Below are 13477 nucleotides of genomic sequence, written 5' to 3'. Positions count from 1 at the left end.
ATTGCGACGCCGTTTCGCACAGCCAGAACCTCCAGCCGCGTTTTGAGGAGTCGGGGTGGCAAATGATCGTTGCAAAATAGATTATGTTGTTATAACCAATTTCACGCCAACACATCAAACACTCTGTCAAAGAGGCTTCCGGAGGAATTCGATATGAGACATCTGGCACGCATCAAGCTGACACTCGCCGCCGCCGTGGCCCTGCCCTGCGCGGCCTTCGCCGAGCCGGTCGAGATATCCTACCTGACGCACTGGTCGCCCGACACGGTCGCGCTGCTGGAAGCGGCGGCGGAAAAATACCAAAGCGCCAATCCCGACGTGACCGTCACCGTCCAGGCCGTTCCGTTCGGCGACCTGTTGACGACCATTCGCTCGCAGGGCGGCGGATCCGGGGGGCCGACGATCGCCAGCATCTACGATCTGTGGCTTCCGGAGCTGGTACGCGACGGGCTGGTCGAGAAGGCTCCGGACGCCGTCGCCGGCGAAGTCGGCACCGCATGGCCGGCGGGCATTGCCGCGGCGGCGAGCGTCGACGGCACCGTCTACGGCATCCCGAACGAGATCAATGTCTACGCGCTCAACTACAACAAGGCTCTGTTCGAGGAGGCCGGCATCGCCAGCCCGCCGGCGACCTGGGACGAGTTGAAGGCCGCGGCCGCGGCGATCACCAAGACCGAGGGCGGACGCATCACCCGCCAGGGCTTCGGCATGATCAATTCCTGGCCGGCGGGCGTGGTGCATCCGTTCGCCTCGCTCTTGGTCTCGAATGGCGGCGACCTGGTGGTTGACGGCGAGCCGGCGCTTGACAGCACGGCCGCCGGCGAAACCTTCGCCCTCTACGAGACGATGATCGGCGAGGGTTACACCGATCCGGCCATGGGTACCGCCGACGCCAACACGACCGGCCCGTTCCTCGACAATTTTGTCTCCGGCAATACCGGCATGATCATCATGGCCAACTGGTGGGAAAGTGCGCTGCGTGCCGGCATGGGCGACGCCTTCGCCGATATCGGCACGGCGCCGATTCCGGTCGGGCCGAGCGGCGACACCGCGCGTTCGATCTCCTATTCCTGGCTGACCGTGGTCAATGCCGGTGCCGAGGATGCCAGGCGCGAAGCGGCCTGGGATTTCCTGGCCTGGATCAACGGGCCGGAGTCGGGCGAAAACGGCGCCTCGGCGATGTCGGGCATCCTGATGTCGATGGGCATTCTGCCCTCGCGCAGTTCCGACGTGGAGGCCTACCAGGACGAGCTCGACCGCGACTTCCTGGCCGGTTATGTCGACGTGCTGGCGAACGCCAAGGCCTTCCCGGTCGTGCCAGGCGGGCAGGAATTCTCCGAGGCGTTGCAGCAGGTGATCGAAGCCCTGCAATACGGCCAGGTCACCGCCGGGGAAGCGCAGGCCAACGCCCAGGCGGACGCAAGCTCGATCCTGGAGCGTGCGCGCCAGTAGCCTGAAAACCGCCAACACCGGGCACGGCGCCAACGGCTTCGTGCCCGGCCACGCTGCAGGAACGGACACGAGGACATGACCAGCACAGCGAAAGGACCCATCGGGCTCATGCTGGCCCCGGCGGTTGGCCTGATCGGGGTGTTCATCATCGTCCCGATGGCGCTGACCGTGTGGCTGTCCTTCCACGACTGGTCGACCCAGACGGGGTTCGCCACCGCGCGCTTCGTCGGCCTGCGCAACTATCACGACATTTTCGGACCGATTTCGGTCGGTCGCGACTTCAAGCGCGCCTTTTCCAACACGGCGCTCTACACCGCGCTGTCGGTCACCATCATCCTGCCGCTGTCGGTGCTGCTCGGCCTTCTGGTCTACCAGCGTCGCGTCGCCGGCGGCAACGTCCTGCGCGCCATCCTGTTTTCCACCTATATGGTGCCGATGATCGCGGTCGCGCTGGTCTGGTCGAAGCTCTATTCGCCGAGCGAGGGGCCGATCAACCAGATGCTGGGCTGGGTCGGCCTCGGCCCGCAGCCGTGGCTGTCTTCGCCTGACACCGCGCTGGTGTCGATCGTCTTTCTGAACGTTTGGCAGCAGGTCGGCTATTTCACCGTTCTGGTCATTGCCGGGCTGACGCAGATTCCGACCGCGCTCTACGAGGCGGCGCGGATCGACGGCGCCAACCGGCTGCAGGAATTTTTCGGCATCACCCTGCCGCTTCTCAAGCGCACGCTGCTGTTCAGCGCCGTCATCGCCGTCATCAACGCCGTGCAGGTGTTCGAGCCGGTGGCCCTGATCACCCAGGGCGGGCCGGCCGGCTCCACCAACGTGCTCACCTATCACATCCGCCGGGTCGGCATCGAACGCGCCCAGGGCGGGCTCGGCTCGGCGATGGCGGTGATGCTGATGCTCGCCTTGATCGTCGTCATCGTGGTGCTGTTTGCCTTCGCCAACCGGGGAGAGCGGAAATGAGCCTGCGCTCCGCCGTGCCGACACGCCGGCCGCGCGTGCGCATCGACGTGGCCGCCGCCGGCCTGCGGCTGGCAATCGTGATCGTGGCGGTGATCGCCGCCTTTCCTCTGGTGTGGATGGTGCTGTCGAGCTTCAAGACACCGGCCGAAAGCATGCAGGTGCCGCCGGTGTGGCTGCCGGCAACGCCCAGTGTCGACGCCTACGCCGAGGTCGCCGACGTCATCAATGCCGGGCGCTCGTTCTGGAACTCGGCGGTGATTGCAACCGTGACCACCGCCGGCATCCTGATCACCAGCCTGATGGCCGGCTACGCTTTCGCCAAATACCGGTTTCGCGGCCGCGACGCGCTGTTCGCCGTGCTGATTGCTACGATGTTCCTGCCGCCGATCGTCACCTTGATCCCGCTTTACCGGCTGGTCACGGCGATCGGCCTCAACGCCAGCCTGTTGGGCGTGATCGTGCCGCATCTGGCCAACGCCTTCGGCATCTTCCTGATGCGCCAGTTCATCGCCGGCGTGCCGGACGATTTGATCGACGCGGCCCGCGTCGACGGCGCCTCGGAACTCAGGATCGTGTTTTCCGTCGTCGCGCCGAGCGTGGTGCCGGCGCTTGCCGCGCTGACCCTGTTCGCCTTCGTCTATCACTGGAACACCTATCTGTGGCCGCTGACCGTGCTGCAGGGCAACAGCGACGACTATCCGATCGTCATCAGCCTGAGCCGGCTCCTGTCCTATAATCGCGGCGCCATGAACACGCATCTGGTCATGGCCGGCGCCACGCTGGCGGTGTTGCCGCCGCTGGTGATGTTCGTCCTGCTGCAACGTTTCTTCGTCGACAGCATCGTCAGTTCCGGGGTGAAGGGATGAGTGCGATCCTCGCCATCGATCTCGGCGGCACCAATCTGCGCGCCGCGATCGCGCGCGCCGGCACCGGCGCGCTCGAGCCGGTCGGCCGCTGGGCCGCCCCCGCCTGCCTGGAGGATTTCGTCGCCCTGATCGGCACGCTGGTTCGGCAGCATCAGGCGGCACGCGTCGGCCTCGCGGTGCCGGGTCTGGTGGTGGGCGGGCGCTGCGCCTGGGTTCCCAACCTGCCCTGGCTCGACGGTGCGGATGGTTCCACGCTCGTGCCCGGCACGCCGGTCACGATCGGCAACGACGCCCACATGACGCTTCTGGGCGAGGCCAGCGCCGGGGCGGCGCGCGGCGCGAGCGACGCGCTTTTGCTTGCCATCGGCACCGGCATCGGCTCGGCGGTTCTGGCCGGCGGCCGCATTCTTCGGGGCGCGCATGGCGGCGCGACCTCGTTCGGCTGGGCCTGCGCCGATCCCGACGATCCGGGCGACGCCCGCGCCGGCTGGCTCGAACGGCAGGCGGCCGGGCGCGCGCTCGACGGAATCGCACGCAACAACGACATGGCCGACGGCGGCACGCTGATCGCCCGCGCGCGCACCGGCGACGCCGCCGCCAATGCGCTGCTCGACCGGCCGGCGGCGGCACTCGGCGCCACTCTTGCCGGCGCCGTCGCGCTGACCGACCCGCAAATCGTCATCGTCGCCGGCGGCGTGGCGGCCGGGTTCGACGTGATCGAGCGCCGCGTCGCGGCGGCGATGCGACGCCAATTGCCGCCGCATCTGCGCGGGATCGAGATCCGGCCGGGCCTGCTCGGCGACACCGCCGCGCTCACAGGCGCGGCGGCCGCGGCAGCCGGCAGCACTTTGTGGGAGACGACGGCATGAGCGAACTCGGCAACACCGCCCTGCCCGACCGGCGCCGGCCCGAGCCGCTGTGGCACCAGGCCGAAACCGCGATGCGCGAGCTGATCGCAAACGGCACCTGGACCGACGGCATGCAATTGCCGAACGAGGCGCGGCTGAGCAGCCTGCTCGGGGTCAGCCGCATCACCGTGCGCCATGCCCTGCGCAACATGGAAGAATCCGGCCTGCTGCGGCGCGAGCACGGCCGCGGCACCTTCGTGCGATCCTCACGGGTGATCGCCGGCGTGCGCGGCCTGACCAGCTTCACCCAGGAGATGGCCGGGCTCGGCCTGAAAGTGGGCTCGCGCCTGCTCGATCTGTGCGAGGAAGCGGCGTCGCCCGAGGCTGCGACGGCGCTGGAGATCCGCGAAGGCGAGCCGGTGGTCAAGCTGCGCCGCCTGCGGCTGGGCAACGAGGCGCCGATCGGCCTGCAGACGGCCTATCTGCCGGCCGCGCGCGTGCCCGGCCTCCTGGCGCTGCACCAGCCGGCCGCGTCGCTCTACGAAACGCTGAAGCGCGATTTCTCGATTACGCCGCGCGAGGCGCGGGAAGTCTACCGGGTCGGCACGGCCACGGCAGAGGAAGCCACCCTGCTCGGCATCGCGCCCGGCAGTCCGGCCTTCGTGGTCGAACGCATCACCTGCGACGCGATCGGCCCGTTCGAATTCGTCCATTCCATCATGCGCGGCGATCGCTACGAAATCCGCTCGCGTCTTCATCTTTAACTGCAAGGGAAAGGCATATCACACCCATGTCCACGCTTTACATCAGCCGCCTGATCAAACTCGCCGAAGAGGCCGCAGAAACCAACCAGGCGGCCCTCGACGCGGTGTCGTCCAAGCTCGCCGGTTCGCTCGCCGATGGCGGCCTGGTCCATCTCTACGGTTCCGGCCACTCGGTGCTGCCGTGCCAGGAAGCGTTTCCGCGCTACGGCTCCTATGTCGGGTTCAACCCGCTCACCGATCCGCGCCTGATGTGGCACAACGTGCTCGGCGCCGGCGGCGTGCGCGAATTGCTGTGGCTGGAGCGCACCGAAAACTACGCCGAGAAATTCCTCGATCACCAGCCGCTCAATCCCGGCGATTCGATCGTCATCTTCGGCCATAGCGGCCGCAACGCCTCCGGTATCGAAACGGCGCTCTACGCCAAGAAACGCGGCCTGTTCGTTGCCGCCATCACCTCGACCCACAATCTCGACAAGCCGGCAACCCATTCGTCCGGCAAGCGGCTGGGCGACATCGCCGACGTGATCGTCGACACGCGCGCGCCGATCGAGGATTCGATCGTCAACGTGGACGGCTGGTCGCGTCCGGTCTCCGGCTCCTCGACCGTGCTCGCGATGATGCTGATGCACGAACTGATCGCGCGCACAGCGCAAAAGCTCGCCGATCGCGGCATCGAACTGCCGACCTTCGCCTCGCCGACGATCGCCGGGGTGACGCTGGCCGACACCGACCTGATCTACGGCCAGTATCGCGAGCGCATGATCGAGGCGCAGCAAAAGCATCTCGGTCATTTCAAGGACCGCATGAAGGGCGCGGCGTAAGCCGGCCCCGCGAGGGACTTCTGGATAGGGGCGCGGAACGCCATGGCAACGGTCAGGCTCGACAGTATCGAAAAGGCCTATGGCCAGGTCCAGGTGATCAAGGGCGTCGACCTGGACGTGGCCGACGGCGAGTTCATCGTCTTTGTCGGTCCGTCCGGTTGCGGAAAATCGACGCTGCTGCGCATGATCGCCGGTCTGGAGGATATCTCCGGCGGCGATCTTTATATCGGCGGCGAGCGCTGCAATGAACGGGCGCCGAAGGATCGCGGCATCGCCATGGTGTTCCAGAGCTACGCGCTTTATCCGCACAAGACCGTCTACCAGAACATGGCCTTCGGCCTGAAGCTGGCGCGCCGGCCGAAGGCGGAGATCGAGACCAGGGTGCGCGAAGCCGCGCGCATCCTGCAGATGGAACACCTGCTCGACCGGCGCCCGAACCAGCTTTCGGGCGGCCAGCGCCAAAGGGTGGCGATCGGCCGCGCGATCGTGCGCGATCCGCAGGTCTTCCTGTTCGACGAGCCGCTGTCCAATCTCGACGCCGCGCTGCGCGTCAGCACGCGGCGCGAGATCGCCAAGCTCCACGCCGATCTCGGCGCAACGATGATCTACGTCACCCACGACCAGGTCGAGGCGATGACGCTCGCCGACCGCATCGTCGTGCTCGACGCCGGCGTCGTCCAGCAGATCGGCACGCCGATCGAACTCTACGAACGGCCGCAAAACCTGTTCGTGGCCGGTTTCATCGGCTCGCCGAAGATGAATTTCCTTGCCGCCGAGATCGTCGGCCCCGACGCGGGCGGCCTGCGCGTCAGCAGTCCCGAAACCGGCGAGTTGCTGGTGGCCGATCGCGACATGCAGGGTCTTGCGCCGGGCGCGCCGGTCACGCTCGGCATCCGGCCCGAACATCTCGTTCCCGCCGCCGGCGCAAATGGCGACCTGCTGGCAACGGTGCGCCTGGTCGAACGGCTCGGCGACCAGACGCTCTTGGAGGTGGAGACGCAATCGGGCGCAACGCTTGTGGCCAAGGCGCCGCCCGAACGGCGCTTTGCGCCCGGCGCCCCGGTCGCGCTCGACCTTGTTGCCGGCAAGACGCATCTGTTCGACCGCAACGGCAAGGCGGTCGCCAGGCGCGAACCGTAACCATCGCCGCGCCCCGCTCGCGGACACAAGCGTGCGGACGAGGTGGCAAGACGCGTTCGAAATCCGTGAATTTGGAGCGGGCGATGGGAATCGAACCCACGACATCAAGCTTGGGAAGCTTGCGTTCTACCTCTGAACTACGCCCGCATTCGCGCCATTAATCGGCGAGCGGCGGGCGTGCGTCAAGCGGAATCGCTACACCAACGCCGCCGCCGTCAACGCCGCCTGTAGAAAAAATAACGCCCCTCGGCCACGCCGGGCGGAAGGGCGAGCGCCTCCAGACCGTTGTGCTCGAGCGGCATGCCGCTGACGGCCAAACCGCCGGGGCGCAGCAGCGGCGCGACGGCGCCGGCAAGCCAGGCGATGGTGGCGTCGTCGGCCTCGGCATAGCCGGTGGCGATGTCGCAATGGACGAGTGCTGCGCCGATGCCGGCAAAGGCGGCGGCGCGCTCGCGGATCTCGCCCTCGATGAAATCCTCCGGCGCCGGCCGCGATGCGGCGAAGGCCGACATCTTGCGGTCGAAGACGAGAATACGGCGTTGCGGGAACAGGGTGCGCAGATGGTCGAAGGTGCGGCCGTTGCCGAGCCCCAGCTCCACCACCGGCCCGTCGATTTCGGCGATCCGACGCGCCGCCTCATTGAGCAGATCGCGCTGCGCGCTCATGCGGCGGATGAAGGAGTCGAGGCGGCTCATTCGATTGTCTCGCGGTCGAAGGGCAATGCCGGGGCCGGGCCCGCGCCGGCCAGCATCGCACAGGCCGGCGGCGGACGTGAAGACACGATGATAATTCGCAACGGCTCTGGCCACGACGCGGGCGAGCCCCTATCTGGCAGCAACGGTCCGATGCGACCGCCATGCCGACCTTACCACCCAGCCGGAGCCCGACGCCGTGAACCAGCTCAAATCCTTGATCGAATCCCGCCGCTTCGATCTCGCCATCACCGTCCTGATCGTCGTCAACGCGGTGACGCTGGGGCTGGAGACGTCGCAGCGCGCGATGAACGCCATCGGTCCGCTTCTGGTGGTGCTCGACCGGGCGATCTTGACGGCTTTCGTCGTCGAACTGCTGGCCCGCTTCGCCGTCTATCGGACCGATTTTTTCCGCGACCCGTGGCGCATCTTCGACCTGGTGGTGGTCGGGATCGCGCTGATGCCGGCGACCGGCGGCCTGTCGGTGCTGCGCGCGCTGCGCATCCTGCGCGTGCTCAGGATCATCGGCATGGTGCCGTCGCTGCGCCGCGTCGTCGGCGGGCTGATCGCCGCCCTGCCGGGCATGGGGTCGATCATGCTGCTGCTGTCGCTGGTCTATTACGTGTTTTCGGTCATGGCGACCAAGCTGTTCGGCGCGGCCTTTCCCGACTGGTTCGGCACCATCGCGCTGTCGGCCTATTCGCTGTTCCAGATCATGACGCTGGAAAGCTGGTCGATGGGCATCGTGCGGCCGGTGATGGAGGTCTTCCCCTGGGCGTGGCTGTTCTTCATCCCCTTCATCGTGTCGACCACCTTCACCGTGCTCAACCTGTTCATCGGCATCATCGTCTCGGCCATGCAGGAGGAACACGACGCCGAGGCGACGGCCGAGCGCCAGGCCCTGCAGAACGAGCAGGAACTGATCCTGGCCGAGATCCGGGCGCTGCGCGCGGAGTTGCGCCAGCGCGCCGAAACGAGCAAGACTTGACGCGCCGGCCCCTCGGGTCGCGAACCGCCAGCGCCGAAGGGGACGATCGATGCGCCGAATCCTGAAAATCGCCGCCGCCGCCGCGCTGCTCGTCGCGGCGATCGGGCTCGGCATCTTCTTTTTCGTCGCGCCTGCGATGGTCGAGCGCTCGATGAACCAGGTGCTGGTTGCGCCGCCTTACGAGGCGACGGAGGCGGCCCGGCGCCTGCATGAGACGCTGGTGGTCGCCGACATGCACGCGGACTCGCTTTTGTGGGGCCGCGACCTGCTCGAACGCGGCGAGCGCGGCCATGTCGACATCCCCCGCCTGATCGAGGGCAATGTCGCCGTGCAGATGTTCACCCTGGTTTCAAAGACCCCGCGCGGCCTCAATATCGAGCGCAACGCCGGCGACAGCGACAACGTCACCTGGCTCGCCATCGGCCAGCGCTGGCCGCTACGCACCTGGTTCAGCCTCAAGCAGCGCGCGCTCTACCAGGCCGAAAGGCTGCATGCGATGGCGGACGCCTCGAACGGCCGCTTCGTCATCGTCAAGACCAAGGCCGATCTGACGGCGTTTCTCGAACGCCGCAAATCCGAACCGGAGATCGTCGCCGGCATTCTCGGCATCGAGGGCGCGCAGGTTCTGGAGGGCGACCCCGCCAATGTCGACGCCATGTTTTCCGCCGGCTACAGGATGATGGCGCCAACCCATTTCTTCGACAATGAAATGGCCGGCTCGGCCCACGGCGTCGACAAGGGCGGCCTGACGGAGGCCGGCCGGAAGATGATCGCGCGCATGGAGGAGCTCGGCATGATCGTCGACATCGCGCACGGGTCGCAAAAACAGATCGACGAGGTGCTGGCCATGGCGACCCGGCCGGTCGTGGTGTCGCATGGCGGGGTCAAGGGGACCTGCGACAACAACCGCAATTTGAGCGACGGGCAATTGCGCGCCATCGCCGCAAATGGCGGGCTGGTCGGCATCGGCTATTGGGACACGGCGGTGTGCGGCACCGATCCGGCCGCGATCGCCCGGGCGCAGAAATACGTGATCGACCTGATCGGGGCCGAGCATGTCGGCCTCGGTTCCGACTATGACGGCGCCGTCGACGTGCCGTTCGACACGACCGGCCTGCCGCTCCTGACCGAAGCTTTGCTCGCCGAAGGCCTGGGCGAACAGGATATCGCACGGGTGATGGGCGGCAACCAGATCAGACTTTTGATGGAGCTCCTCCCCGACTGAGCGCCGCCTTCGTCAGTGTGCCTGCTCAGCGAAAGTGCTTCGACAGTTTCAGCCCCTGGGCCTGATAGTTCGAGCCGAGATCGGCGCCGTAGAGCGCGCCGGGCGCGGAGGCCATGTGCTCGTAGACCAGCCGGCCGACGACCTGGCCGTGCTCGAGGATGAACGGCACTTCGTGGCTGCGCACTTCCAGAACGGCGCGGCTGCCAGTGCCGCCGGCGGCCGAATGGCCGAAACCGGGGTCGAAGAAGCCGGCGTAGTGGACGCGGAACTCGCCGACCAGCGGATCGAACGGCGTCATCTCGGCGGCGTAGCCAGGCGGAACATGGACGGCCTCGCGCGAGACCAGAATGTAGAACTCGTCGGGATCGAGGATCAGTTCGCGCCGGTCGCGAATGTCGAGCGGTTCCCAGAAATCGGCGACATCGTGGGCGGCGCGCTGGTCGACATCGATCAGCGCGGTGTGATGCTTGGCCCGGTAGCCGATCAGGCCACCGTCCCCGCCCGCCCCTTCGAGGTCGATCGACAGCGCGATGCCGCCGCCGGTGATGTTGGGCGTGTCGGAGGCGACCAGCGTTTCGGCGTCGTGCAGGGCAAGGAGCGCGTTCTCGTCGAGCGCCGCCCGGCCGCGCCGGAAGCGTATCTGCGACAGCCGCGAGCCGGTGCGCACGACGATCGGAAAGGTGCGCGGACTGACCTCGAGATAGAGCGGGCCCTTGTAGCCGGCGGGGATCTTGTCGAATTCGGGTCCGAAATCGGCCATGACGCGGGTGAAGATGTCGAGCCGGCCGGTGGAGCTTTTCGGGTTGGCGGCCGCCGATACGCCCTCGCCCAGTTCCAGTCCCTCCAGAAGCGGGACAATGTAGACGCAGCCCGTTTCCAGAACCGCGCCGCCCGTCAGGTCGACCTCGTGCAGTTTCAGCCGGTCGAGCTTGTCCATGACGCGATGACGCGGACCGGGCAGAAAGCTCGCCCGCACGCGATAGGCTTTCTCGCCCAGGCGCAGATCAAGGCTCGCCGGCTGGACCTGGTCGGCATCGAGCGGCACCGGCGCGGCCAGCGCACCGGCCTCGAACAGGGCCGAGATCTCGTGATCGGGCAGAATGCCAGTCTTGCGCAAGGTCGGCGGCTCCCGGGCCAATCGACAGTCATGTTTCGGGCGCGGCGAGCATTAGCGGAGCAAATTGTTGACGCAAGGCCGGCGGGCGTTTATTGGACACTTATCCCGTGGTGATTTGGCCGGTCGGCTTGCAGCCACGTTAAACAAGTCGCTAAAGGGCCGAACGCAAGCCGGTTCGCGACTTTCCGCGACCGGTTTTTTTGTGTTCGAGGTACCGCCATGACAAGCGAAACGAAGCGCAACTGGAAACCCGCGACCGCGCTGGTCCACGGCGGAACGCAGCGTTCAGCCTTTGGCGAAACCTCCGAGGCGCTCTATTTGACGCAAGGTTTCGTCTACGACAGCGCCGAGGCGGCCGAAGCGCGCTTCAAGGGCGAGGCGCCCGGCTTCATCTATTCGCGTTATGCCAACCCGACGGTCGACATGTTCGAACGGCGCATGTGCGAACTGGAGGGTGCCGAAGAGGCCAGGGCAACGGCCTCCGGCATGGCGGCGGTGGCGGCGGCGCTGCTGTGCTCGCTCGGTGCCGGCGATCACGTCGTCGCCGCGCGGGCCTTGTTCGGCTCGTGCCGCTGGATCGTGGAAACGCTGATGCCGAAATACGGCATCGAGACGACGCTGGTGGACGGCACCGACATCGACGCATGGAAAAACGCGGTGCGCGCCAACACACGGCTGTTCTTCCTCGAAAGCCCGACCAATCCGACGCTCGAGGTGATCGACATCGCCGCCGTTGCCGAGATCGCCAATGAGAGCGGTGCGCGGCTGGTGGTCGACAACGTGTTCGCCACCCCGCTGCAGCAAAAGCCGCTCGCGCTCGGCGCGCATGTGGTGGTCTATTCGGCAACCAAGCATATTGACGGCCAGGGCCGCTGCCTGGGCGGCGTCGTGCTGTCGGACAAGGCCTGGATCGACGAGAAGCTGCACGACTATTTCCGCCATACCGGGCCGAGCCTGTCGCCGTTCAACGCCTGGACGCTGCTCAAAGGGCTGGAAACGCTACCGTTGCGGGTACGCCAGCAGACGGAAAGCGCTGCCCGGATCGCGGGGCATCTCGCCTGCCACCCTGCCGTCGAGCGCATCATCTATCCCGGCCGCAACGACCACCCGCAGGCCGACATCATCGCGCGGCAGATGACGGGCGGCTCGACCCTGATCTGCTTCGATGTCAAGGGCGGCAAGCGGGCGGCCTTTTCCTTCCAGAACGGGCTGGATCTGATCCGCATCTCAAACAATCTCGGCGACGCCAAGAGCCTGATTACCCACCCGGCGACGACCACGCACAAGAACCTCGCCGAGGCGGCGCGGCTGGAACTCGGCATCAATGCGGGCACGGTCAGGCTTTCGGTCGGCCTCGAAGACGCCGACGACCTGATCGACGATCTCGACCGGGCTCTCGCCCAGGCGGCCTGATCCTCGCGGCCCGTGGCGGTCGCGGCTTCACGGACGGTTCAGAAGCTGCGCCTGGCCAGAACGATGCGCGAGACGGCCGTATAGGCCGTCAACGCCGCGAAGACATAGGAAAGCGTGGCAAAACTGGCCGGCAGAAGGCAGAAAGCGACGAAAAGCAGGATCGTTTCGGTCGCTTCCGCAAGCCCGGTGGTGAAAAAGATCGATTTTTCGCCACGCGCGTCGCTCGACAGCCCGCGTCGTTCAGCCATGACGGCGAACGCCAGAAAGCTCGCGCCGTTGATATAGAAGGTGAAGATCAGCACCGCGCCGGCGACCGCGTTGGCCGCCGGGTCGAGCAGCACGAAGCCGAGCGGGATCGCTCCGTAAAAGACGAAGTCGAGCACGATGTCGAGGAAGCCGCCATAATCGGTCTTGCCCTCGAGCCGCGCCACGGCCCCGTCCAGACCGTCGCCCAGACGGCTGATCAGCAAAAGCGCCAGCCCGGACCAGAGATAACCGAAGGCGATCGCGCCGGTCGCCGCGAGCCCGACCGCGCAGGCCACCACCGTGACGGTGTCGGCGCCGACGCCGGTCGCGGCCAGTTTTCTGGCGAGCCGGTCGAGTACCGGATCGAGCCGCGGCTTGACCCAGCCGTCAAGCACGACCGACATCCCGGCCGCCCGACCGGCCAAACTGCCGCGGGGGTAGAAACAATGCGTTCCGGGGCGTGTGTGCGGATCGCGGCTTGACCCATCGGGCCGGCTCGGCAAGGATTCTGTGCATGAACGTTCGGGAGCCTCGATGATGTACCAGACGGTAACGCGAAACATAGAGGTGCGCGTGGAGCCTTTCTATCTCGATGAGCGCTCCGACCCCTCACAATCGCGCTATGTCTGGGCCTATCGGGTCACGATCGCCAACAACTCGCAGGTGCCGGTGCAGCTTCTGTCGCGCTACTGGCACATTACCGATGGGGAGGGACGTGTCGAGGAAGTCCGAGGGGCCGGCGTCGTCGGCGAACAGCCGCAGCTCGGGCCCGGCGACAGTTTCCAGTATACGTCGGGCTGCCCGCTTTCCACGCCTTCGGGCATCATGACCGGCCGCTATACGATGCGCGACGCGGCCGGCGCCATGTTCGACATCGACATTCCAGCCTTCTCGCTCGACCTGCCCGACGACACACGCACGCTGAATTGAACGGGCGTG

14 protein-coding genes, 1 tRNA gene and 1 riboswitch are annotated in these 13477 nt (G+C 66.7%); of the genes, 11 read left to right on the top strand and 4 right to left on the bottom strand.

Annotated elements, in window-relative coordinates; all coding sequences use genetic code 11:
- Nucleotides 1–153: 153 nt before the first annotated feature.
- From ACT2B0_RS02240 to ACT2B0_RS02210, 7 genes are all read left to right on the top strand, one after another.
- On the top strand, nucleotides 154–1452 hold the full coding sequence (locus ACT2B0_RS02240) for an extracellular solute-binding protein (protein ID WP_473460955.1): 1299 nt from the start codon (nucleotides 154–156) through the stop codon (nucleotides 1450–1452).
- Between the two features lie 75 nt (nucleotides 1453–1527).
- The gene (locus tag ACT2B0_RS02235) at nucleotides 1528–2418 is read left to right on the top strand and encodes a carbohydrate ABC transporter permease (protein WP_473460952.1); all 891 of its coding nucleotides are present in this window, start codon (nucleotides 1528–1530) and stop codon (nucleotides 2416–2418) included.
- A complete protein-coding gene (locus ACT2B0_RS02230; RefSeq protein ID WP_473460949.1) occupies nucleotides 2415–3284 on the top strand; it encodes a carbohydrate ABC transporter permease in 870 nt (289 codons plus the stop codon). Before ACT2B0_RS02235 ends, ACT2B0_RS02230 begins: the two co-directional genes overlap by 4 nt.
- Nucleotides 3281–4153 (top strand): ROK family protein, encoded by an 873-nt coding sequence (locus ACT2B0_RS02225; RefSeq protein WP_473460947.1) that lies wholly within the window; start codon nucleotides 3281–3283, stop codon nucleotides 4151–4153. The genes ACT2B0_RS02230 and ACT2B0_RS02225 overlap by 4 nt, the downstream gene beginning before the upstream one ends.
- Nucleotides 4150–4896 carry a GntR family transcriptional regulator gene (locus tag ACT2B0_RS02220; protein ID WP_473460944.1) on the top strand — a complete coding sequence of 249 codons (747 nt, stop codon included), beginning with the start codon at nucleotides 4150–4152 and terminating at the stop codon, nucleotides 4894–4896. The genes ACT2B0_RS02225 and ACT2B0_RS02220 overlap by 4 nt, the downstream gene beginning before the upstream one ends.
- Before the next feature lie 26 nt (nucleotides 4897–4922).
- On the top strand, nucleotides 4923–5717 hold the full coding sequence (locus ACT2B0_RS02215; RefSeq protein WP_473460942.1) for a sugar isomerase domain-containing protein: 795 nt from the start codon (nucleotides 4923–4925) through the stop codon (nucleotides 5715–5717).
- A gap of 42 nt (nucleotides 5718–5759) precedes the next feature.
- Entirely contained in the window at nucleotides 5760–6857 is a 1098-nt protein-coding gene (locus ACT2B0_RS02210) for an ABC transporter ATP-binding protein (protein ID WP_473460939.1), read from the top strand.
- A 72-nt stretch (nucleotides 6858–6929) separates the two neighbouring features.
- On the opposite strand, the gene ACT2B0_RS02205 is transcribed toward ACT2B0_RS02210, so the two are convergent.
- A tRNA-Gly gene (locus tag ACT2B0_RS02205) sits at nucleotides 6930–7004 on the bottom strand.
- 68 nt (nucleotides 7005–7072) lie between these two features.
- Nucleotides 7073–7552 carry a class I SAM-dependent methyltransferase gene (locus tag ACT2B0_RS02200; protein WP_473460936.1) on the bottom strand — a complete coding sequence of 160 codons (480 nt, stop codon included), beginning with the start codon at nucleotides 7550–7552 and terminating at the stop codon, nucleotides 7073–7075.
- Nucleotides 7553–7748: 196 nt separating this feature from the next.
- Between ACT2B0_RS02200 and ACT2B0_RS02195 the strand changes: the two genes are divergently transcribed.
- Nucleotides 7749–8537 (top strand): ion transporter, encoded by a 789-nt coding sequence (locus tag ACT2B0_RS02195; RefSeq protein ID WP_473460933.1) that lies wholly within the window; start codon nucleotides 7749–7751, stop codon nucleotides 8535–8537.
- A 49-nt stretch (nucleotides 8538–8586) separates the two neighbouring features.
- Nucleotides 8587–9762 carry a dipeptidase gene (locus tag ACT2B0_RS02190; RefSeq protein WP_473460931.1) on the top strand — a complete coding sequence of 392 codons (1176 nt, stop codon included), beginning with the start codon at nucleotides 8587–8589 and terminating at the stop codon, nucleotides 9760–9762.
- Between the two features lie 25 nt (nucleotides 9763–9787).
- Here the strand turns inward: ACT2B0_RS02190 and ACT2B0_RS02185 are convergent, their stop codons facing one another.
- Nucleotides 9788–10900 carry a 2'-deoxycytidine 5'-triphosphate deaminase gene (locus ACT2B0_RS02185; RefSeq protein ID WP_473460929.1) on the bottom strand — a complete coding sequence of 371 codons (1113 nt, stop codon included), beginning with the start codon at nucleotides 10898–10900 and terminating at the stop codon, nucleotides 9788–9790.
- 76 nt (nucleotides 10901–10976) lie between these two features.
- Nucleotides 10977–11054: riboswitch (SAM riboswitch) on the top strand.
- A 44-nt stretch (nucleotides 11055–11098) separates the two neighbouring features.
- On the opposite strand from ACT2B0_RS02185, the gene ACT2B0_RS02180 reads away from it, so the two are divergent.
- Nucleotides 11099–12292 carry an O-succinylhomoserine sulfhydrylase gene (locus tag ACT2B0_RS02180; protein ID WP_473460927.1) on the top strand — a complete coding sequence of 398 codons (1194 nt, stop codon included), beginning with the start codon at nucleotides 11099–11101 and terminating at the stop codon, nucleotides 12290–12292.
- Nucleotides 12293–12330: 38 nt separating this feature from the next.
- On the opposite strand, the gene ACT2B0_RS02175 is transcribed toward ACT2B0_RS02180, so the two are convergent.
- Nucleotides 12331–12933 carry a CDP-alcohol phosphatidyltransferase family protein gene (locus ACT2B0_RS02175; RefSeq protein ID WP_473466205.1) on the bottom strand — a complete coding sequence of 201 codons (603 nt, stop codon included), beginning with the start codon at nucleotides 12931–12933 and terminating at the stop codon, nucleotides 12331–12333.
- A gap of 142 nt (nucleotides 12934–13075) precedes the next feature.
- On the opposite strand from ACT2B0_RS02175, the gene apaG reads away from it, so the two are divergent.
- Nucleotides 13076–13468: a Co2+/Mg2+ efflux protein ApaG gene (apaG, locus tag ACT2B0_RS02170; protein WP_473466203.1), complete on the top strand. Its 393-nt coding sequence runs from the start codon at nucleotides 13076–13078 to the stop codon at nucleotides 13466–13468.
- The last annotated feature ends 9 nt before the right edge of the window (nucleotides 13469–13477 follow it).

This window comes from Nitratireductor sp. J20-h4 (genome assembly GCF_056780505.1).
The sequence above is the reverse complement of the archived record's forward strand: the minus strand, read 5'-3'. Positions and strand labels throughout refer to the sequence as shown.

Excerpts from the sequence above, each read along its gene's own strand:
- ACT2B0_RS02180 (WP_473460927.1), top strand. The coding sequence starts at position 11,099 with ATGACAAGCGAAACGAAGCGCAACTGGAAACCCGCGACCGCGCTGGTC.
- ACT2B0_RS02210 (WP_473460939.1), top strand. The coding sequence starts at position 5,760 with ATGGCAACGGTCAGGCTCGACAGTATCGAAAAGGCCTATGGCCAGGTC.
- ACT2B0_RS02220 (WP_473460944.1), top strand. The coding sequence starts at position 4,150 with ATGAGCGAACTCGGCAACACCGCCCTGCCCGACCGGCGCCGGCCCGAG.
- ACT2B0_RS02225 (WP_473460947.1), top strand. The coding sequence starts at position 3,281 with ATGAGTGCGATCCTCGCCATCGATCTCGGCGGCACCAATCTGCGCGCC.
- ACT2B0_RS02240 (WP_473460955.1), top strand. The coding sequence starts at position 154 with ATGAGACATCTGGCACGCATCAAGCTGACACTCGCCGCCGCCGTGGCC.
- ACT2B0_RS02190 (WP_473460931.1), top strand. The coding sequence starts at position 8,587 with ATGCGCCGAATCCTGAAAATCGCCGCCGCCGCCGCGCTGCTCGTCGCG.
- apaG (WP_473466203.1), top strand. The coding sequence starts at position 13,076 with ATGTACCAGACGGTAACGCGAAACATAGAGGTGCGCGTGGAGCCTTTC.
- ACT2B0_RS02200 (WP_473460936.1), bottom strand. The coding sequence starts at position 7,552 with ATGAGCCGCCTCGACTCCTTCATCCGCCGCATGAGCGCGCAGCGCGAT.
- ACT2B0_RS02215 (WP_473460942.1), top strand. The coding sequence starts at position 4,923 with ATGTCCACGCTTTACATCAGCCGCCTGATCAAACTCGCCGAAGAGGCC.
- ACT2B0_RS02230 (WP_473460949.1), top strand. The coding sequence starts at position 2,415 with ATGAGCCTGCGCTCCGCCGTGCCGACACGCCGGCCGCGCGTGCGCATC.
- ACT2B0_RS02235 (WP_473460952.1), top strand. The coding sequence starts at position 1,528 with ATGACCAGCACAGCGAAAGGACCCATCGGGCTCATGCTGGCCCCGGCG.